Annotated in this window: 18 protein-coding genes; 11 read left to right on the top strand and 7 right to left on the bottom strand. The window is 56.9% G+C overall.

Annotation, left to right across the window (positions count from 1 at the left end; translation table 11 throughout):
- The first annotated feature begins 4 nt into the window (after nucleotides 1-4).
- Nucleotides 5-973: a DNA-binding protein YbiB gene (gene ybiB / locus PAGR_RS14790; protein ID WP_014606253.1), complete on the top strand. Its 969-nt coding sequence runs from the start codon at nucleotides 5-7 to the stop codon at nucleotides 971-973.
- Here ybiB and PAGR_RS14785 read toward each other — a convergent pair.
- Nucleotides 970-2133 (bottom strand): M20 aminoacylase family protein, encoded by a 1164-nt coding sequence (locus PAGR_RS14785; RefSeq protein ID WP_014593254.1) that lies wholly within the window; start codon nucleotides 2131-2133, stop codon nucleotides 970-972. The two genes, ybiB and PAGR_RS14785, sit on opposite strands and share 4 nt — an antisense overlap.
- Nucleotides 2134-2275: 142 nt before the next feature.
- Nucleotides 2276-3331: a LacI family DNA-binding transcriptional regulator gene (locus PAGR_RS14780; protein WP_014606252.1), complete on the bottom strand. Its 1056-nt coding sequence runs from the start codon at nucleotides 3329-3331 to the stop codon at nucleotides 2276-2278.
- A 270-nt stretch (nucleotides 3332-3601) separates the two neighbouring features.
- Here PAGR_RS14780 and PAGR_RS14775 point away from each other — a divergent pair, with 270 nt between their 5' ends.
- Both PAGR_RS14775 and PAGR_RS14770 read left to right on the top strand, forming a co-directional pair.
- Nucleotides 3602-4798, top strand: a complete 1197-nt coding sequence (locus tag PAGR_RS14775) for an L-talarate/galactarate dehydratase (RefSeq protein WP_014593256.1) — start codon at nucleotides 3602-3604, stop codon at nucleotides 4796-4798.
- A 72-nt stretch (nucleotides 4799-4870) separates the two neighbouring features.
- On the top strand, nucleotides 4871-6184 hold the full coding sequence (locus PAGR_RS14770) for an MFS transporter (protein ID WP_014606251.1): 1314 nt from the start codon (nucleotides 4871-4873) through the stop codon (nucleotides 6182-6184).
- 98 nt (nucleotides 6185-6282) lie between these two features.
- On the opposite strand, the gene hutU is transcribed toward PAGR_RS14770, so the two are convergent.
- A complete protein-coding gene (hutU, locus tag PAGR_RS14765) occupies nucleotides 6283-7965 on the bottom strand; it encodes a urocanate hydratase (protein ID WP_014593258.1) in 1683 nt (560 codons plus the stop codon).
- A 10-nt stretch (nucleotides 7966-7975) separates the two neighbouring features.
- Entirely contained in the window at nucleotides 7976-9532 is a 1557-nt protein-coding gene (gene hutH / locus PAGR_RS14760) for a histidine ammonia-lyase (RefSeq protein ID WP_014606250.1), read from the bottom strand.
- Nucleotides 9533-9835: 303 nt separating this feature from the next.
- Here hutH and hutC point away from each other — a divergent pair, with 303 nt between their 5' ends.
- Nucleotides 9836-10591 (top strand): histidine utilization transcriptional repressor HutC, encoded by a 756-nt coding sequence (hutC, locus tag PAGR_RS14755; RefSeq protein ID WP_014606249.1) that lies wholly within the window; start codon nucleotides 9836-9838, stop codon nucleotides 10589-10591.
- On the opposite strand, the gene PAGR_RS14750 is transcribed toward hutC, so the two are convergent.
- Together PAGR_RS14750 and PAGR_RS14745 are read right to left on the bottom strand one after the other, a co-directional pair.
- Nucleotides 10575-11120: a HutD/Ves family protein gene (locus PAGR_RS14750; RefSeq protein ID WP_014606248.1), complete on the bottom strand. Its 546-nt coding sequence runs from the start codon at nucleotides 11118-11120 to the stop codon at nucleotides 10575-10577. The two genes, hutC and PAGR_RS14750, sit on opposite strands and share 17 nt — an antisense overlap.
- On the bottom strand, nucleotides 11117-12472 hold the full coding sequence (locus PAGR_RS14745; RefSeq protein WP_014606247.1) for a formimidoylglutamate deiminase: 1356 nt from the start codon (nucleotides 12470-12472) through the stop codon (nucleotides 11117-11119). The genes PAGR_RS14750 and PAGR_RS14745 overlap by 4 nt, the downstream gene beginning before the upstream one ends.
- Before the next feature lie 84 nt (nucleotides 12473-12556).
- Between PAGR_RS14745 and hutI the strand changes: the two genes are divergently transcribed.
- The 7 genes from hutI (at nucleotide 12557) to PAGR_RS14710 (ending at nucleotide 19840) form a co-directional block, all read left to right on the top strand.
- Complete coding sequence (gene hutI, locus PAGR_RS14740; protein WP_014593262.1) at nucleotides 12557-13774, top strand: imidazolonepropionase; 1218 nt, start codon at nucleotides 12557-12559, stop codon at nucleotides 13772-13774.
- Entirely contained in the window at nucleotides 13771-14562 is a 792-nt protein-coding gene (gene hutG / locus PAGR_RS14735) for an N-formylglutamate deformylase (protein WP_014593263.1), read from the top strand. Before hutI ends, hutG begins: the two co-directional genes overlap by 4 nt.
- A 662-nt stretch (nucleotides 14563-15224) precedes the next feature.
- Complete coding sequence (locus tag PAGR_RS14730; protein WP_014606246.1) at nucleotides 15225-16073, top strand: transporter substrate-binding domain-containing protein; 849 nt, start codon at nucleotides 15225-15227, stop codon at nucleotides 16071-16073.
- A 12-nt stretch (nucleotides 16074-16085) separates the two neighbouring features.
- A complete protein-coding gene (locus tag PAGR_RS14725) occupies nucleotides 16086-16805 on the top strand; it encodes an ABC transporter permease (protein ID WP_014606245.1) in 720 nt (239 codons plus the stop codon).
- An 11-nt stretch (nucleotides 16806-16816) separates the two neighbouring features.
- Nucleotides 16817-17548 carry an ABC transporter permease gene (locus PAGR_RS14720; protein ID WP_013025162.1) on the top strand — a complete coding sequence of 244 codons (732 nt, stop codon included), beginning with the start codon at nucleotides 16817-16819 and terminating at the stop codon, nucleotides 17546-17548.
- 1 nt (nucleotide 17549) lies between these two features.
- Nucleotides 17550-18341 carry an ABC transporter ATP-binding protein gene (locus tag PAGR_RS14715; RefSeq protein WP_013025163.1) on the top strand — a complete coding sequence of 264 codons (792 nt, stop codon included), beginning with the start codon at nucleotides 17550-17552 and terminating at the stop codon, nucleotides 18339-18341.
- Nucleotides 18341-19840 (top strand): HAL/PAL/TAL family ammonia-lyase, encoded by a 1500-nt coding sequence (locus PAGR_RS14710; RefSeq protein WP_014606244.1) that lies wholly within the window; start codon nucleotides 18341-18343, stop codon nucleotides 19838-19840. The genes PAGR_RS14715 and PAGR_RS14710 overlap by 1 nt, the downstream gene beginning before the upstream one ends.
- Nucleotides 19841-19843: 3 nt before the next feature.
- Here PAGR_RS14710 and PAGR_RS14705 read toward each other — a convergent pair whose 3' ends face one another.
- The gene (locus tag PAGR_RS14705) at nucleotides 19844-20473 is read right to left on the bottom strand and encodes a flavin reductase family protein (protein ID WP_014593268.1); all 630 of its coding nucleotides are present in this window, start codon (nucleotides 20471-20473) and stop codon (nucleotides 19844-19846) included.
- Between the last annotated feature and the right edge of the window lie 232 nt (nucleotides 20474-20705).

Below are 20705 nucleotides of genomic sequence, written 5' to 3'. Positions count from 1 at the left end.
CGTGATGGAACTGAATAAAATTATCAAAGAAGTCGGGCGCGGTAAGAACCATGCTCGCGATATCGATTTCGACAGTGCCCTGGCACTCTACGGCGCAATGCTGGACGGCGAGGTGCCGGATCTTGAAATGGGCAGTATTTTAATCGCCCTGCGAATCAAAGGTGAAGGCGAAGCAGAAATGCGCGGCTTCTATCAGGCGATGCAGTCGCGTGTGATGCGCCTGCAGGCGCCGAGCGGTCGTCCAATGCCTGTGGTCATTCCCAGCTATAACGGTGCGCGCCGTCAGGGAAATTTAACCCCATTACTGGCGCAGGTGCTTAACAGGCTCGGTCTGCCCGTGCTGGTTCACGGCGTCAGTGACGATGCCACGCGCGTGACCAGCGAAGCGGTCTTTGCCGCGCTGGGGATCTTGCCGGTCACTACGGCCGAACAGGCACAGGCAAAGCTCGACAGGGGTGAGCTGGCCTTTATTACCATCGATCACCTCTGCCCACCCATGGCAAAACAGCTGTCGTTACGCTGGCGCATGGGCGTGCGTAACAGCGCCCACACGCTGGCGAAGCTGGCCACGCCGTTTGGTGAGCGCGAGGCCCTGCGCCTGTCAAGCGTATCCCATCCGGAGTATGTTCCACGGGTGGCGACCTTTTTTAGCGCTATCGATGCCCCCGCGATTCTGCTGAACGGGACCGAAGGTGAGGTTTATGCCAATCCGCAGCGCTGCCCGGCCATCAGCTATGTGGGCGGTGCAGCGCAGCAGGCAGAGGTCTGGGTAGAGAGACAGCCGGAGGTAGCGGTGCCGCTACCCGCCGACAAGTCGGCCGCCGAGACGGCGCGGTGGACGGAAGAGGTGCTGAATCACCAGCGCCCTCTGCCAGAGGCGCTGCGACTGCAAATTGCCTGCTGCCTGCGCGCAAGCGGTCAGTGCGCCTCGCGGGAAGCCGGCCTTGAGAAACTGGCGGCGGCCGGTTTTTAACGGCGCGCCTGTGGCAGGGCGTGCTCAACCAGGTTTTGCCAGAAGCGGATACCGGTGGGGATGAGCGCATCGTTGAAATCGTAGTGAGCATTATGTAAAGGGGCGGATGGGGTTGCGCCATCTGCACCGAGCCAGAAATAGGCGCCTGGGCAGGCTTCCAGCATGCAGGCGAAATCTTCAGAGGCCATGGAGGGATTCACCTGCCACCGCACCTGCTCTTCCCCCAGCGTACTGATGGCAACGTCGTGAACCTGCCGGGCCGGGCCTGCATGGTTGGTTGTCACCGGGTAGCCAGGTAGCCAGCGAATCGCGCCGCAGACGCCAAAGGGTTTCGGCAGCGTAGTGACAAAATCATCAATAAGCGCATGAACCCGTTTGCGCACATCGTCTTGCAGGCAGCGCACAGTGCCGCGCAGAACGATCTGTTCGGGAATCACGTTAATTGCCTCACCACCCTGAATCTGCGTGACGCTCACCACGGCCGAGGAAAGGGGAGAAAGGCGACGTGAGGGGATCGTTTGCAGGGCCAGAATCAGTTCAGCCGCCACCACCATCGGGTCGGCACCGCTTTCCGGCATGGCCGCGTGGCAGCTTTTACCGCTCAGCGTAATTTCAAACGCATCCAGAGAGGCCATCATCGCACCGGCGTTTACCGCCAGCGATCCCAGCGGCAGGCCGGGCCAGTTGTGCATCGCATAGACAGCATCCATGGGGAAACGGGTAAATAATCCCTCTTCCACCATTTTCCGGGCGCCGCCGAGGTTTTCTTCCGCAGGCTGAAAAATAAAATGCACCGTGCCGCTGAACTGACGCGTGGCGGCAAGCTGTCTGGCGGCCGCCAGTAAAATCGCCGTGTGGCCATCATGGCCGCAGGCGTGCATCACACCAGGTTTACTGGAGCGCCAGGCGGTTTCGCCTTTTTCATTGATGGGTAGCGCGTCCATATCGGCACGCAGGCCGATGACCGGTCCGCTTCCATTTTTCAGGGTGCCAATCACGCCCGTCCCGGCAAGACCACGAAATACCTGCAGGCCCGCCTGCTCAAGTTCATGCGCAACCTTATCGCTGGTCCGATGTTCCTCATAGCCGAGTTCGGGTTCGCGATGAAACTGGTGGCGCCAGCGCAGCGCATCATCAAGCAGGTCAGAGGAAAGAGTCATGCAATGTCGCGCTCCATATCATTCAGGAAGCTTCACTTTAGAGGCCGGGCGAGAGCGCGTCTATCGGCAGGCGCGATAAAATAGCGAATGGGCTAAATCAAAATGGAATAAGTAATAAACAAGCGTGCAACCGTATCGCCTGTTATGCCGACTCACGCTTAATTAAATGGAAGCCGATATCAATAATGCTTTCTGCGCAGGGACGCTGTTCAATCCGATCGGCCAGCAGCGTAGCGGCACGTTGACCTATAGCGACCCGATCGACGCTGACCGTGGTGAGGGCAGGGCGATTGCTGGCAGCAAAATCCAGATCGCCAAAGCCCATCACCGCAATATCTTCAGGCACGCGCAGGCCACGGCTTTCTGCCTCCATAATCGCACCCTGTGCCAGCGTGTCTGAACTGCAGACGATGACGTCATACTCACCCTGATCGAAGAGCTGCGTTAAACCGGCGCGTCCGGATGCCAGAGAGGCGGGGAGCGCCGCGTCTGCCTGTGGAATTGCGTCAATTCCCTGCTGGCTGAAGACGTCACATAATCCCTGTTTACGCTGTCCGGCACGTTTGTCTGACGTCCACACCAGGCCGGGCCGACGGAAGCCTTGTTCAAGCAGGTATTCTGCCGTGGCCTGACCAACGCGTTGATGCGAGAATCCCACCAGCATATCGAGCGGCGTTGGCGTCAGATCCCAGATTTCAACGACCGGTATCGCGGCATTCAGGATCACCTTTTTAAGGGCGGCCGAATGATGGATCCCGGTCAGAACAATCCCGTCCGGACGTCGTGACAGCAGTGTTGCCACCAGTTCGGCTTCAGTATCAGTGCGATAGCCCGCCACGCTCAGCAGGATATGATAACCCCGCAAGCCCAGCTCATCACTCAACGACTGAATGGTATCCACGAACATGTTGTTGTTGATTTGCGGCACCACGACAGCGATGAGCTTACTGCGCCTTGAAGCCAGGCTTCCCGCCAGCGCATTAGGAATGTATCCCGTCACCCGCACCGCCTCCATGACTCTTTCTGCCGTTTTAGGCCGCACTAACTGCGGGGCATTCAGCGCGCGGCTGACGGTCATCGGTGACAGTCCGGCATGACGGGCGACATCTTCAAGCGTGGGCGCATGGGTCGGTTTCGAACTTTTCACGGCAATCCATTTCACGGTGACGGCGGTATTCGCACTGGCATTATTCTTCATGTTCCTGAGCATTTCCAGCCGGTGCGTTACGCATTAAGCAATATGCGCTGACATGACTAAAAAAAATTCGCGATAGATGTTAACGCAATCATTATGTTGTTTAACACGAAGAAAAAGTCATAAATGCGATCTCGCTGGCAGCATGTCTCCCTTTTTGCAAGGTAAATGTGATCTGTTGTTCAAAATAAACACAACGCGGTTTTCTGCCGCATGCCGGGATGTAAAGATAAAAATGTTAGCGCAATCATTTTTAAACCACAGGAGATAACTATGTCTGTAAGCGCAAATTCTCATGCCGTGAGCTATGCCAAAACGGTGAACGCCAAAACGGCGGCTGACGTCGGTGATCGTATTGAATGGGTCAAACTCTCCCTGTCGATTTTACCCCTGGCCACGCCCGTCAGCGATGCCAAGGTGCTGACAGGGCGCCAAAAGCCGTTAACCGAAGTGGCCATTATCATTGCTGAAATTCGTAGCCGTGAGGGTTTTGAAGGGGTGGGATTCAGCTATTCCAAACGCGCTGGTGGGCAGGGCATTTACGCGCATGCTAAGGAGATTGCCGATAATCTGCTGGGGGAAGATCCAAACGATATTGATAAAATCTACACCAAACTGCTGTGGGCGGGCGCATCGGTAGGACGAAGCGGCATGGCGGTGCAGGCTATCTCTCCCATTGATATTGCGCTGTGGGATATGAAAGCGAAACGCGCCGGGCTGCCGTTGGCAAAACTGTTAGGTTCCCATCGTGATTCCGTACAGTGCTACAACACCTCGGGCGGCTTCCTGCATACACCGCTGGAGCAGGTATTAAAGAACGTGGTGATTTCACGTGAAAACGGCATCGGCGGGATCAAGTTGAAAGTGGGGCAGCCAAACTGTGCCGAAGACATTCGTCGCTTAACGGCAGTGCGTGAAGCGCTGGGCGACGATTTTCCGTTGATGGTTGATGCCAACCAACAGTGGGATCGTGAGACCGCTATCCGTATGGGCCGCAAAATGGAGCCGTTCAATCTGATCTGGATTGAAGAACCGCTGGATGCTTACGATGTGGAAGGCCATGCACAACTGGCCGCCGCGCTGGACACGCCCATTGCGACCGGTGAGATGCTCACCAGCTTCCGTGAGCATGAGCAACTGATTTTGGGCAACGCCAGTGATTTCGTTCAGCCGGACGCGCCGCGCGTGGGTGGCATTTCCCCTTTCCTGAAAATCATGGATCTGGCGGCGAAGCACGGTCGTAAACTTGCGCCACATTTCGCCATGGAGGTTCACCTGCATCTGGCGGCGGCTTATCCGCTTGAGCCCTGGCTGGAGCATTTCGAATGGCTGAACCCGTTATTTAATGAGCAACTGGAATTACGTGACGGACGGATGTTTGTTTCAGATCGCCACGGACTTGGTTTTACGCTCAGCGAACAGGCACGAAGCTGGACTCAATTAACCTGTGAGTTCGGCAAACGTCCCTAATCTTTTTGGCGGGAATCTCTCCCGCCACCTCTCCTTTTAAATCTCTCTCAACCCGATATCCAGGAGTGGGTGATGAATACAATAATAAAACGTACCAAGGTACGTTATTCTATTTTGCTATTTCTGTTTCTTGCCACCGTATTTAATTATGCCGATCGTGCGACGTTATCTGTGGTCGCACCTTTTATGAGTCAGGAGTTGGGCTTTGATCCTGAAGCGATGGGGCTGGCCTTTTCGGCCTTTGGTATTGCCTATGTCATTATGCAATTACCCGGCGGCTGGTTACTGGACCGCTACGGTGCCCGCATGGTATACGGCTGTGCGCTGATTGGCTGGTCGCTGGTAACCATGCTGCAGGGCACGATTTATCTCTACGCCAGTCCGCTTATCGTTCTGGTGATTTTGCGTTTATTGATGGGCGCCATTGAAGCGCCAGCGTTTCCGGCAAACAGTCGGTTAAGTGTGCAGTGGTTTCCAAATAAAGAGCGGGGATTTGTGACGTCGATTTATCAGTCAGCACAATATATCTCGCTCGGAATTATTACGCCTTTGATGACAATTATTCTTCATAATTTAAGTTGGCACTATGTTTTTTATTATATCGGCGCGATTGGCGTTATTTTAGGGATCGTCTGGCTGTTTAAAGTCAGAGATCCCTTACAGCATCCCAAAGTAAATCAGGAGGAAATCGAGTATATTCGTGACGGCGGTGGAGAACCCGCATTAGGCAGTAAAAAGGCGCAAGAGAAAATTACACTGGCGCAGTTTAAAAGCGTGTGTATTAACCGCATGATGATTGGTGTCTACATTGGCCAGTTTTGTGTCACCTCAATTACCTGGTTCTTCCTGACCTGGTTCCCTACCTATCTCTATCAGGCCAAGGGCATGTCGATTCTGAAAGTGGGATTCATTGCCAGTATACCGGCCATCGCGGGTTTTGTGGGCGGCCTGTTGGGCGGCGTGTTTTCTGATGCGTTACTCAAACGCGGTTACAGCCTGACGGTTGCGCGTAAACTCCCCGTCATCTGTGGGATGCTGCTCTCCTGTGTCATTGTCATTGCCAATTACACGTCCTCGGAAATTGTGGTGGTTGCGGCCATGAGCGTTGCCTTTTTCGCCAAAGGTTTTGGCAATCTGGGCTGGTGCGTGCTGAGCGATACATCGCCGAAAGAGGTGTTGGGCATTGCCGGAGGCGTTTTCAACATGTGCGGCAATATGGCCAGTATCGTAACCCCGCTGGTGATCGGGATCATTCTGGCGAATACGCAATCATTTGATTATGCGATTTTATATGTGGGATCGATGGGGCTGCTCGGCCTGATTTCCTATCTCTTTATTGTCGGGCCTTTGGAACGGATTACGCTGACGTCCGCGAAGCCTGAGTAAGCCTGTTGCGAGCATTTCGCGCCGCTGTTCCGGAACCGCACTCCCCGGAACAGCGTTTTTTACCGCATGACGCGACTCAATAAAATCGGCGTTGCAGGTTATTGCATCGGTAAGTTCAGACCGTGTTTTGTCGCACACTGCTGTGCCTGTTCGTATCCCGCATCGGCATGACGCATCACGCCGGTAGCAGGATCGTTCCACAGCACGCGGCCCAGACGGGCATCAGCCGCTTCAGTGCCGTCGCACACAATCACCACGCCAGAATGCTGGGAGAAGCCCATGCCCACGCCACCACCATGATGCAGGCTCACCCATGTCGCGCCGCCCGCCGTATTCAGCAGGGCGTTGAGCAGCGGCCAGTCGGATACCGCATCCGACCCATCTTTCATCGCTTCGGTTTCACGGTTTGGCGAGGCAACAGAGCCGCAGTCGAGGTGATCGCGACCGATCACAATCGGTGCTTTTAGCTCGCCGTTGCGTACCATTTCATTGAACGCGAGGGCCGCGAGATGGCGCTCACCCAATCCCAGCCAGCAGATACGCGCCGGTAAGCCCTGGAAGGCGATGCGTTCCTGCGCCATATCCAGCCAGCGATGCAGCGTTTTATGTTGCGGGAAAAGTTCTTTGAGTTTGGCATCCGTTTTATAGATATCTTCGGGGTCGCCAGACAGGGCAACCCAGCGGAACGGACCTTTACCTTCGCAAAACAGGGGACGGATATAGGCTGGCACAAAACCGGGAAAATCAAAGGCATTGCTGACGCCTTCATCCAGTGCGACCTGGCGAATGTTGTTGCCATAATCGACGGTAGGAATGCCCATATGACAGAAGTCGAGCATCGCCTGAACGTGGACGGCCATAGAGGCACGGGCAGCTTTCTCCACGGCTTTAGGATGTGTCTTGCGTTCCTGCTCCCAGCGTGAGACGTCCCAGTCAATGGGCAGATAGCCGTTAAGGGGATCGTGCGCCGAAGTCTGGTCGGTGACGATGTCAGGCTTAGGTCCACCCGCTTTGGCGCGCTTAACCAGCTCGGGCAGGATTTCCGCCGCGTTGCCCAGCAGGCCGACAGAAATGGCTTTCTTCGCTTTGGTCGCCTCATCAATCAGGGCCAGTGCCTCATCCAGCGAGGTGGCTTTGTAATCGACATAACGCGTGCGTAAACGAAAATCGATACGGGATTCCTGACACTCAATCGCCAGTACGCAGGCGCCCGCCAGCACGCCTGCCAAGGGTTGCGCACCACCCATGCCACCTAAACCGGCGGTCAGGATCCAGCGTCCGCTTAGATCATTGTTATAGTGCTGGCGTCCGGCCTCGACAAACGTCTCGTAGGTGCCCTGAACGATTCCCTGGGCGCCAATGTAAATCCATGAGCCGGCCGTCATCTGGCCATACATCATCAGCCCGGCTTTATCCAGTTCGTGGAAGTGATCCCAGTTAGCCCAGTGAGGAACCAGATTGGAGTTGGCCAGCAGGACGCGGGGAGCATCCGCATGGGTACGAAACACGCCGACGGGTTTGCCCGACTGGATCAGCAGGGTTTCGTCCGGCTGCAGGAGCTGCAGCGATCGTAAAATTTGCTCAAAACATTCCCAGTTGCGCGCGGCTTTACCAATACCGCCGTACACCACCAGATCTTCCGGACGTTCTGCCACGTCGGGATCCAGGTTGTTCTGAATCATGCGGTAAGCAGCTTCAATTAACCAGTTAGCGCAGTGCAGTTCATTTCCACGCGGCGCACGGATCTCGCGTGCTACCGCTTTAGACAGGGTTTCGCTCATGACGGATTCCTTATTTAACTGAATAGGTGCCCATGCTGGGTAGTAATGCGGTGAGTGCCTCTGGCCAGTCGCAGCGGCTTGCCCACTGACGCATCGCCTCAATGTCGGGTGCCAGCAGGCGGTCTTCTTCCAGGAAGGCAACGCGTTCGCGAATGCGGCCAAGGGCCTGCTCTATCGGTGCAGAACTTTGCAAGGGACGATGAAACTCAATGCCCTGGGCGGCGGCCATCGCTTCAATGCCCACCACGGCGGCGCTGTTAAAGCACATATCCCCCAGGCGGCGGGCGGCATAGGTGGCCATGGAAACGTGATCTTCCTGGTTAGCCGAGGTCGGTAAGCTGTCTACGCTGCCGGGATGGGCCAGCGATTTATTTTCTGATGCCAGCGCCGCCGCAGTGACCTGGGCAATCATAAAGCCGGAGTTCACGCCGCCGTCGCGAACCAGGAAAGGTGGCAGTCCGGACAGGCCGGTATCCAGCAGCAGGGCCAGTCGACGTTCCGAGATAGCGCCCACTTCAGCCACGGCCAGCGCAATAATGTCGGCTGCAAAGGCGACCGGTTCAGCATGGAAGTTGCCGCCGGAGATCACATCGCCGGTTTCGCTGAAAACCAGCGGATTATCAGAGGCGGCGTTGGCTTCAATTTGCAGGACGCGCGCGGCATGAGAGAGGTTATCCAGGCAGGCGCCCATTACCTGAGGTACGCAGCGGATAGAATAGGGATCCTGTACCCGGCCACAGTGGGTATGTGAACCGAGGATTTCGCTTCCTTCAATCAGGCTGGTAATCGCGGCGGCCACGGCAATCTGCCCGTGCTGACCGCGCGCCTGATGGATACGTGCATCGAAGGGTTTTAACGAACCTTTGATCGCTTCTAATGACAGGGCGCCCGCCAGTAAACCTGCGGCAAACAGGTTTTCGGCTTCAAACAGGCCACGCAGCGCCAGCGCCGTGGAAACCTGGGTGCCGTTAAGCAATGCCAGACCTTCTTTCGGGCCCAGAACAAAGGGCGTCAACCCGACTTTAGCCAGGCCTTCTGTCGCCGCAATAAGTTCCCCTTTGAACCTGACCTGACCTTCACCAAGCAGCATCAGCGACATATGCGCCAGCGGTGCCAGATCGCCCGAGGCACCCACCGATCCTTTTTCCGGAATGCACGGCATGATGCCGGCATTAAACAGGGCCAGCAGGGCATCGATCAGTTCGATGCGTACACCCGAATGGCCCCGCGAAAGGCTGATCACTTTGCTGGCGACGACCAGCCGCGTGACGTTATCAGGCAGTAAATTCCCTAACCCGACGCTGTGGGACAGCACCAGATTACGTTGCAGATCCGCCAGACGGCTGGCGGGGATCTGAGTTTGGGCCAGTTTGCCAAAACCGGTGTTAATGCCGTAAACCACGCTGCCGGAGGCGACGATCGCGTCAACGGTGCGTTGTGCCTCGGCGACGGCCTGGCGGGCGCCATCGTCGAGGCTGAGGGTAACGTTGCCCTGATAAATTGCGCGTAACGTCGCGAGATCAACATTACCTGGCACCAGGTGTAATACCTGAGTCGAACATGACATAACCTGCTCCTGTCTATACAAGGGTTGGGTTGCCGCAGGGCATCTTTATTGACCCTGATCAACTGAATAACGCGAGTGAACCATAAGTGTCTATTCTTGTCTATACAAGTTGCAATCAGCGTGCCAAACCGATCACAAAATTGATCGGGCGTCAGGACAGGGGGGAGCGAGCAACGACCGGTATTGCTGCACCTTTATCAGGCAGCAGGTGCACGGTTAAAGTGCTGAAACCGCGTCTGAATGTATATACATCCAACCCTGCAGGCAGTAAACTCTGCGCATTATCTGCGAAAGGAAAACGTTATGGCCGAGCATACGGCAATTGCACAACTGGCGGCGGCCATGAGCGATGAACCTGCGCCTATTTATCAACGGGTCAAGCAGGCTATCATCAGCCAGATTCGTGAAGGACACTGGAAAGCAAATCAGCGCGTGCCCTCCGAAAGCGAGCTGGTCAATGAACTCGGCGTGAGCCGGATGACCATCAATCGTGCATTACGCGAGCTGACCAGCGAAGGGTTTCTGGTGCGTATGCAGGGCGTGGGGACATTTGTTGCCGAAATGAAAGGCTATACGGCCATGCTCGAAGTGCATAACATCGCCGATGAAATTGCCCAGCGCGGTCACCAGCACAGCTGCAAAATTCTGATGATGGGTCAGAACAAAGCCGATCCCGAGCAGGCTTCGGTTCTGGGGCTGACCACCGGGCAAACGCTGTTTCATTCGCTGATTGTGCATTATGAAAACGAGTTGCCTGTGCAGCTTGAAGACCGACTGGTGAATCCGCAGCTGGCTCCGGACTATCTGACTCAGGATTACCATACGCTCACGCCTTATACTTATCTGATGCGGGCGGCGCCGTTAACGGCAGGCGAGCACATCGTTGAAGCGGTGATGCCCGATGCGCGTCAGCGTAAACATCTGGCGATCGATGAGCATGAGCCCTGTCTGCTTATCCGCCGCCAGACCTGGAGCGACAATAAAATCGTGACCTATGCGCGATTACTCTATCCGGGCTCGCGCTATAAGCTGCTGGGCCGCTTCAAAGGACACGGGTAAGGCGCACGAACAGCAGTCTTGCCTCCGGACTGGCTGGCGAGAGCAGGGTGGAGTGATCTACCCACCATGTCCCCTGCTGCGCCTCTAACCGCGCGTCATCCGCGATGCGCCATTCTCCGGCTAACACCCACGCTACGCCGTGCTCGCTGCAGACGGCTTGCGTAACGACGTCGGCCTGCGCCCGCCATGCGTCACGCCGCGTCATGACGTTAAAATCCTGACTGGCCTCTTTGCCTTCCAGACTGGCTTCAAGCGCCCATTCCCCCGCGAAAGCCCAGGGGACTTCAGGTAGTAAGCGGTGCTCGCCTGCCGGACCGCGCAGCAGCACCGGGCTGCCGTTCAGCAGAGTAATGGTGCGATCTATGCCGTTGAACGTCGAAAACGGGCCGTCCTGAGCAATGGTCGCAATACTGGCTCGCCAGGCGAAATCGTCGGCATCAGGCGGAAAGCTGATAATCTCGCGTGTTTCGCCTCCGCCGTTGCGCCAGCGGCTGACGGGTAAGTTTTCCAGAGAAAATAATGTTCTCATTGCAGCGCCGCCATTGCCTGGGCGAAGCGCGCCGCGCAGGCGTGTTCTTCGGCATGATGCCCGTCGTTAATGACCCGATTGCCCGCCACATACACGTCGCGAATCTGATCGCGCTGGCCCGCAAACAGCCAACGGTTAAGCAGGGCGTGTTCATTCACGCTGCCCAGCCAGGCCTGATCGCGCAGTACCAGCCAGTCGGCGCGCTGCCCCACGGCCAGTGAACCACTCCTGATCCCACAGGCCTGAGCGCCGCCTGCAGCTGCCTGCTGCCACAGCAGGTCGCCGACGGAAGGCTGGTGAGCCAGGGCGATACGGTTACGACGGCGGTCGCGCAGACGCTGAGCATATTCCAGCCAGCGCAGCTCTTCCTGAACGCTCAATGAGACATGGCTGTCAGAGCCGATGCCCCAGCGACCGCCCTGAGCGATATAGTCCACCGCCGGGAAAATGCCGTCGCCAAGATTGGCTTCGGTAGTCGGACACAACCCGGCGACCGCGCCGCTGGTGGCAAGGCGCGTCACCTCGCTGTCATCAAGATGTGTGGCATGGATCAGGCACCAGCGCGCGTCAACGTCAAAGCGGTTCATCAGCCAGCTCACCGGGCGCTCGCCGCTCCAGGCCAGGCTGTCGTTCACCTCTTTTTCCTGCTCGGCAACGTGGATGTGCACCGGTAACGACCGATCGCTGGCGGCTAACACTTCGTGCATTTGCACTTCGCTCACCGCACGCAGTGAGTGAAAGCACAGGCCCACGTTGTGCAATGGCTTGTCTTTCACCCACGTCTGCAGGCGTGCCTGCTGTTGCAGGTAGTTGTCGGTCTGCTGAATAAAGCGTTTCTGCCCGGCCACAGGCGGCTGCGCGCCAAACCCGCTGTAGCTGTAAAGCACCGGAAGCAGGGTCTGACCAATGCCTGCCGTCTCGGCGGCGGCAATCAACTGCTGCAGCATGGCATCATCCGCATAGGGCAGGCCGTTAACGTCGTGATGCAGATAATGGAATTCTGCAACCTGGCAGTAGCCACCTTTTAACATATCGATGTACAGCAACGCGGCAATATCGCCCACCTGCTGGGGCGTCAGGCGCTGCACCATGCGATACATTAAGTCGCGCCAGGTCCAGAAGCTGTCTTGCGGATCGCCCGCCACTTCGGCCAGACCGGCCATGGCGCGCTGAAAAGCATGAGAGTGCAGATTCGCGATAGCGGGAATGACCTCGCCGGGTAAGCGACATGCCTGACGGTCATCACTGTTGGGCGTGATGGCCTCAATGATTCCGGCCGGACTGACGTGGATGCGTACCTGTTTGTACCAGCCGTCAGCCAGCAGTGCGCGGGGCGCAAAAAAAGTTGCCATAGTTGATCCTCAAGGGATGTGGTTGTATATACATATACATACTTTAAAGTGGGCTGTAAACGGCGAGAGTAACGAGAGGCAGGAATGGCAGAAGAACTCCAGGTAGACAGTGTGTGGACCGGTGCTGATGTGGTGACCATGCGCGGTGGCCGCTACGCGATGATTGAGCAGGGGGCGCTGGCGGTGAAGGCAGACAAGCTGGTGTGGGTAGGCGCCGCCGCGGATATGCCTGCCTTTAGCGCACAAAAACATCATCAGTTACCGGGCGGGATCATCACGCCAGGGCTCGTCGATTGTCACACGCATCTGGTTTTTGGTGGGGATCGCAGTCAGGAATTTGAACAGCGTCTCAACGGGGTCAGTTATGCCGACATAGCGGCACAGGGCGGGGGCATCCTCTCTACCGTTCGGGCTACGCGCGCGGCCAGCGAGCAGGCACTGGTTTCATCGGCCCGCTGGCGACTGAATCGTTTACTGGCTGAAGGCGTGACGACTGTCGAGATCAAATCCGGTTACGGGCTGGACGAAGAGAGCGAATTACGTATGCTGCGCGCCATCCGCCAACTGGGTAAAGAGGTGGCTGCGGATGTGCAGGCAACCTGCCTTGCTGCGCACGCTTTTCCGCCGGAATTTAAACAGGATCCCGAGGGCTGGATAGCGATTATCTGCGAACGCCTGCTGCCTCAGGTCAAAGCCGAAGGGCTGGCTGACGCGGTTGATGCTTTCTGTGAACATCTGGCCTTTTCTCCTCAGCAGGTAGCCCGGGTGTTTGAGCGGGCAAAGGCGCTGGGGCTGCCGGTAAAACTTCATGCAGAGCAGTTGTCTGCGCTGGGTGGTGCGGCGCTGGCAGCACGCCATGACGCGCTCTCAGCCGATCACCTGGAATATGCTACCGAGCAGGATGTCCAGGCGATGGCCGGGCACGGCACGGTCGCGGTACTGCTGCCCGGCGCATTTTACCTGTTACGGGAAACGCAGCGCCCACCTGTGGCGCTGTTTCGCCGCTATGGCGTGCCCATGGCGCTGGCGAGTGATGCCAACCCTGGCACCTCTCCGGCCCTGTCACTGCGGTTAATGCTCAATATGGGCTGCACGTTATTTGGCATGACGCCGGAAGAGGCGCTGGCCGGCGTCACCCTGTGGGGCGCGAAGGCGCTAGGGCTGGAAGCCAGCCACGGCTCGCTTGAGGCTGGCAAAGTTGCCAGTTTTGTCCACTGGCCGCTGGCTCGCCCGGCGGAACTGGTTTACTGGCTGGGCGGTGAACTGCCCTGTACTGTCATCTATCGCGGAGAAGCACAATGACACCTTTTCATTTCACCCAGGGCAATATTCCCCTACTGGTCAGTATCCCTCATGCCGGTACGCTGTTGACACCGGAAGTGGAGGAGGGACTCAGCGAGGCCGCCCGCAACTTACCTGACACCGACTGGCACCTGCCACAACTTTATGATTTTCTGCGTGATATGGGAGCGAGCATTATCATCGGTCGCTACTCACGATTTGTTATCGATCTGAATCGCCCGTCGGATAATCAACCGCTCTATACCACGGCCACGACCGGCCTGTTCCCCGAAACCCTGTTTGACGGCACGCCGACTTTTATCGAGGGCAAAACGCCCACGGATGCGCAGCGCCAGGGCTACATCAACGCTATCTGGCAACCTTACCATCAGCAGATTCAGCAGACGCTGGCGCAAATGAAAGCGGAGTTTGGTTACGCTTTGCTGTTTGATGCGCACTCTATTGCCAGTGAAATTCCCCGTCTGTTTGAGGGGCGGTTGCCGGATCTCAATATTGGTACCAACGATGGGGCGAGCTGCAGCAGTGCCGTGATTAACGGACTCACCTCGGTGTGCCGCGCGCAGGATCGCTACAGCTGGGTGGTGAACGGCCGTTTCAAAGGCGGCTATATCACGCGTGCTTACGGGCAGCCGCAGCAGCAGGTTCAGGCTGTGCAGCTGGAGCTGTCGCAAATTAACTATATGGATGAAACGCCGCCGTTTACCTGGCATGAAGCGCGGGCTGCGCAGTTGAAGAAGGTGTTAAAACCGCTGCTGCATAGCTTTCTCGAACAGGGAAAAACGGGCTGAGGCGTAACCCAATCACCGCGGCCCGGCTGGCGGTTTTGGCCGGCGCAGAATAACGGACCTGATGGGCTTCGGCCACTTAGCGCCCGTTGGCACAATAGCACACAGCCGGGCGCCACGCTGGGTCCCGGCTGCCTCCTTTTACCGCATAGCGCACGACTTTCTCCCACGACTCTCAGCATCTTTTCGCCTGTTCAGGCAAGGCATTTACAGGTGCGCGCCAGGCATGAAGAGGCTGAGCGATGATGTTCGCCAGACCAGTGAGAGGGGCTAAATGCAGGGCGCTTATCCGTGATCCCCGCCAGGCGATAACATAATCGGTTGCCGATCTGTTTCTGTCCGCCGCAGCACTGCGCGCAAGTTTGCGCTGAATGTGTGCAGTGCTGCACCTGAAACGGGCATTGGCCTGGTAAGAGCACTTTCACCGGGCAATGGGGCGGCGGTTGCCGAGCGTCCTGAACTGGCACGACCTTTGCTAGGTTGTATGTACAAGTTAGCTCTGTTCGATATCCCGTTGCTATTTATCGTGTCTGGCTCACAAAACGATCAAGCCGACAATGAATTCGACAATGTTAGCTTGTATATACATGATTCATCATCTTGTAAGTTTTTTGTTAAAACAACACTGACACTCTTAAAACGCATTTTCATCCAGGAGAAGCCGTATGAAGCACCCCGAAGCGTTTCGCCGTTTTTGCCTTACGACCCTGTTTTCCAGCCTGCTGCTCAGCACCGTTGCGGTGCAGGCGAAAGAGTGGAAATCGATCACGATAGCGACGGAAGGCAGCTATGAACCCTGGAACCTGACGCTGCCCGGCGGCAAACTCGGGGGATTTGAGCCGGAACTCATGGCCAACCTGTGCAAGCGCATGGGCATGGAATGCAAACTGGTTGTCCAGAACTGGGATGGCATGATTGCCGGGCTGAATGCGGGTAAATACGACGTGATCATGGACGCCATTGTGATCACGCCAGAGCGAAAAAAAGTGGTCAGTTTTACGCTTCCCTATGCCTCTACGCCAGCCACCTTTATTGCCGTAAAAGGGACGCTGCTCCCCCCGGGCAAGGGCGTGACGAAGTTGCATGATGATGAAAAAGAGATTGAAGCCGCACTGGCACCGATAAAGGCGGCCCTGAAAGGAAAAACCATCGGTATTGCCTCCGGCACGGTATACACGCCTTTTATCGATAAATATTTCAAAGGCGTGGCCGACATACGCGAATACACCACCTCTGCCGATGCCATTCTGGATTTACAGGCTGGACGTATTGATGCGGTGTTTGACGATGTGACCTTTGCTAAATCAATGCTGACGCGCAAAGACAACAGCAACCTGGCCTTCAGCGGTCCGCAACTGGGCGGCCCGATCTGGGGCGAAGGTGAAGCCATGGGCGTGCGGATGGCAGACGGCGATCTGAAAGCAAAACTGGACGATGCCATTAAGGCCGCGCTGGCTGACGGCACCGTAAAAGAGCTCAGCGAGAAATGGTTTAAAACTGACGTTACGCCATAAGTGAGGTCGAGCATGATAAGCCTGCTGGGTTTTGGCGCAGATGGCTGGGGGCGGCTGATAGTGAGCGCAACGCTTACTACATTGCTGTTGTCGCTGGTCGCGCTGATGGTAGGAGCGGTCGTGGGCTCAGGCATCGCCGCGGCGAAATTGTCTTCTCACCGTCCCTTACGCTGGTTGGGTGAGGGCTATTCGGTGATTTTTCGCGGCATCCCGGAGCTACTGGTGATCTACCTGTTTTACTTTGGTGGTTCAGGCCTGATCACCCAGATTGGTCAAATATTTGGTGCGCAGGGATTTATTGAGGCGCCGCCTTTTCTGATCGGCGCACTGGCGATCGGGCTGATTTCGGGCTCCTATCAGGCTGAAGTTTATCGTGCTGCCCGGCTGGCGCTGTCCCGGGGCGAAGTGGAAGCGGCGGTGGCAACAGGCATGTCGCGCTGGCGAATTCGTCAGCGCATCCTGCTGCCTCAGGTGGCGCGCTACGCGCTGCCTGGCCTGTCCAATGTCTGGCAGATGAGCCTGAAAGACTCTGCGTTGGTTTCGGTCACCGGCATCGTGGAGCTGATGCGCGCCAGTCAGGTGGCGGCGGGTTCTACGCGTGACTACTTCACCTTTTATCTGATCGGCGGCGGATGCTATCTGTTGTTAACTGTGCTGTCGAATCGGGCTTTTCTGCGCGTGGAAGCTCGTCTGGGCCGCGCCTGGCAGAGCCGAACGGCGGCACAGCATTAAGGAACCGCACCATGATCGATTTTGCCTTTCTTGCTGATACTTTCCTGAAGTTAAGCGCCGCCCTGCCGGTTACGCTCGGCCTGTTTATCAGTTCATTCCTGTGCGGCGGCGTGCTGGCGGTGGGCATTCTGGCGCTGCGCATGAGCCGCTGGCGCATACTGAGCAGTTTTGCCCGTGGCTATATTCTGGTGTTTCGCGGTTCTCCCCTGATGATCCAGCTGTTTTTAATCTATTACGGCCTGGGCCAGTTTGGCGTGATTCGCCACAGTTTTGTCTGGCCGTTTTTACGTGAGCCATTCAGCTGTGCCGTGCTGGCGCTGTCCCTGTGCACCGCTGCCTATACGGCAGAAATCCTGCGTGGTGCGTTGCTGGCGGTGCCCGCCGGGCAGGTGGAAGCCGGTATGGCGTGCGGTATGTCGCGCTGGCTGCTGCTGCGGCGCATTATTGCGCCCGTGATGTTGCGCTATGCCTTGCCGGCCTATTCAACCGAAGCCATTTTGCTGGTGAAGTCCACCGCACTTGCCAGCCTGGTTACCGTGTGGGATGTCACGGGCGTGGCGCAGCAGATTATCCAGCGTACCTACCGCACGATGGAAGTGTTTCTGTGTGCCGCCGCCATTTACCTGATCCTCAATTTCATCATCGTGCAGCTGTATGCCCTGCTTGAGCGTCGACTGACGCCGGTTCATCAGCCCGCAAAGAAGCCGCTAGCGGCCATTAAACCCGTCCCTGGGGGAGATTAAGATGCAGGATTCATCCGCCGTAACGCTGTCCGCCAGCGATATCCATAAATCATTTGGCGCCATGGAAGTGCTGAAAGGCATTTCATTACAGGCCCACAAAGGTGACGTCATTTCGATCCTCGGTGCCAGCGGCTCGGGCAAAAGTACCTTGCTGCGCTGTATTAACCTGCTGGAAACACCCGATTCCGGCGTGGTAAGCGTCGGCGGGGAAACCATTGAGATGAAACGCCATGCCCGTGGGCATCAACTGGCCGCGAATCCCAAACAGGTGGAACGTTTGCGCTCACGCCTGGGGATGGTTTTTCAGAGCTTCAATCTCTGGTCCCATATGACCGTGCTGCAAAACGTCATTGAAGGGCCGCACTATGTTCTGAAACGCGATAAGAAAACCTGTATTGCGCAGGCAGAACAGCTGCTGGACCGGGTCGGACTTTTGAATCGCAAAGGTTTTTATCCGGCCCAGTTGTCGGGGGGTCAACAGCAGCGCGTCGCCATTGCCCGTGCGCTAGCCATGGACCCGGAGGTGATGTTATTTGATGAGCCCACCTCGGCACTTGATCCTGAACTGGTCGGTGAAGTGCTGAAGGTCATGCGCAGTCTGGCAGAAGAGGGGCGCACCATGTTAGTGGTGACGCATGAAATGGGGTTTGCCCGCCACGTATCAAACCGGGTGATATTTATGCATCAAGGCACCATTGACTGTCAGGGAACGCCGGATGACATGTTCGGTGAGGGCGGCTCGGCGCGCTTCAGGCAGTTTATCTCCAGCCACCATGCAGCGGAGTCTGTGTAATGAGTCGCGTTGTTGTCTGGGGAGACGCGCCGGTAGCCTGGCAGGAGGTGGTTGAGGTCGCCCGCCACGATGCCGAGCTGGTGCTGAGCGAGAGTGCCTGGCAGCGCATTGGCCGGGGGCGAGAAATCGTAACGAATATCGTTGCGAGTGGTCAGATCGCCTATGGCATCAACACGGGGCTGGGGGCGCTGTGCAATATTATGCTGGCGGAAGAAGAGCTGAGTCAGCTGTCGCGTAACACCTTGTTAAGTCATGCCTGTGGCGTGGGGCCGCTACTGGCAAAACATGAGGTGCGCGCTATCTTATGCGCCGCGATAGCGAACTACAGTCACGGGAAATCCGGCGTGTCGGTCGAACTGGTTCGGCGCCTGTTGGTGCTGCTTAACCAGCACATTACGCCTCAGGTGCCTTCGCAGGGATCGGTAGGGTATTTGACGCACATGGCGCATATCAGCCTGACGCTGATTGGCGTGGGCGAGGCGGAACTTGATGGGCAGATTGTGCCTGCCTGTGAGGCGCTGGCGCGGACCGGACTCACGCCCTATCGACCCGGCGCAAAAGAGGGGCTTAGCCTGGTAAACGGTACGCCGTGCATGACCGGACTGGCCTGCCTGGCGCTGGATGATGCCCGCCGTTTGCTGGACTGGGCAGACGTTACCGGAGCCATGAGTTTTGAAGCCTTGCGTGGGCAACTGGTTGCCTTTGATGAAGAGGTGTTGTCCCTTAAAGCCAGCCCGGGTATCCAGCGCAGCGGCGAGCGGTTACGGCGTTTACTGGGCGACAGCCCGCTATTGAAGATAAGCAGCGGCATCCGGACCCAGGATGCATTGAGCCTGCGATCCATGCCGCAGGTGCACGGTGCCTGCCGCGATCAGTTTGCACATGCCGAGCGTCAGATTGAAACCGAACTCAACGCCTGTACCGATAATCCACTGGTAATGGGCACACCGCAGGCCTGGCGGGTGGTCTCACAAGCGCATCCACACGGTGAATCGGTCGCGATGGCCTGCGACCTGCTGGCCATCGCCCTGGCGGAACTGGGGAGCATTGCCGAACGGCGCCTGGATCGTCTGGTCAACCCGTTGGTCAGCGGCTTACCGCCTTTCCTGGTCGGCCAGCCCGGCGTCAACTCCGGCATGATGATTGCGCAATACGTGGCGGCCTCGCTCTGTGCTGAGAATCGCCAGTTGGCCCAGCCGGCGGTGCTGGATAACTACATCACCTCCGGGCTACAGGAAGACCACCTCAGTCTGGGAACCGGTGCGGCATTAAAATTGCTGAAAACCGTGAGTAACGTCTATCACATTCTCGCCATTGAATACCTGCTGGCGGCCCAGGCGCTGGAGTTCCACGGTGAGGCGCAACTGGCAAGTGGAACCCTTCGCGCCTGGCGACGTCTGCGTCAGATTGTACCTTGCTGGCAAGAGGATCGCTGGCTGGCACCGGAGATTGCCCGCGCGGTGCAGGTCCTTCGAACCCAGATGCCAGAGGTGCTCTGAGATTTATCCCCGCCGCGCATCCGGACGCACCAGGTCAAACCGCTGCGCCTCAGTGATCCCGTAATAGGCACTGGGGCCGCCCGCGCGCAGAATCGGTTCGGCTTTTGCCGTCTGATAAATCCCGTTTTCCAGTAGCCTTTCATCAATGTGGATAGCGACGGCTTCGCCTAACACCAGCCAGCTGTCGATGGCTTTTCCCTGCGCATCCTGCAACTGAATCAGCTGCGTGAGTTTACATTCAAAATTCACCGGGCTTTCCTGCACCAGACTGGCGTTAACCTGAGAGGCGGCCAGGGGCGTTAAACCGGCAAGGGCAAACTCGTCCTGATCGGCGGGCGCAGAAATCGAACTTTCATTCATGGCCTCAGCCAGCGGACGGGTCGCCAGATTCCAGACAAATTCTTTGGTTTCAGCAATATTCTGCACACTGTCTTTCCAGCCGCTACTGGCAAAACCAATGATCGGCGGCAGGTAATTGAAACAGTTGAAAAAGCTGTAAGGGGCAAGATTACGTATGCCTTTGGCGCTGGTGGAGCTTATCCAGCCGATGGGGCGCGGGCCGATAATCGCATTGAGTGGATCGTGCGGCAGACCGTGTCCGGCGCGTGGCTGGTATGAATAACGTTTGTTCATGGTTGTCTCCCTGTAAAAGCTGATTCAAGCGTAGTGGGTAAATGGCTGTTGGCGGGGCAAATCTGTAAAAAAGGTCTCGATCAGGTACCGGATTATTCCTGAATAATAACAGCCGTTACTTTCTGTGCTAACGGATGAATTTTTATTTATATCAGTTAGTTAAGTGTTATTTTCCGATTTTACTGCTGAAAACAGATGGTGCAAAAGTAAACGAAAAGTAAACGATTGCATT

This window comes from Pantoea ananatis PA13, from assembly GCF_000233595.1.
Taxonomy (GTDB): domain Bacteria; phylum Pseudomonadota; class Gammaproteobacteria; order Enterobacterales; family Enterobacteriaceae; genus Pantoea; species Pantoea ananatis.
This window is presented reverse-complemented; position numbering and strand designations above follow the sequence as displayed.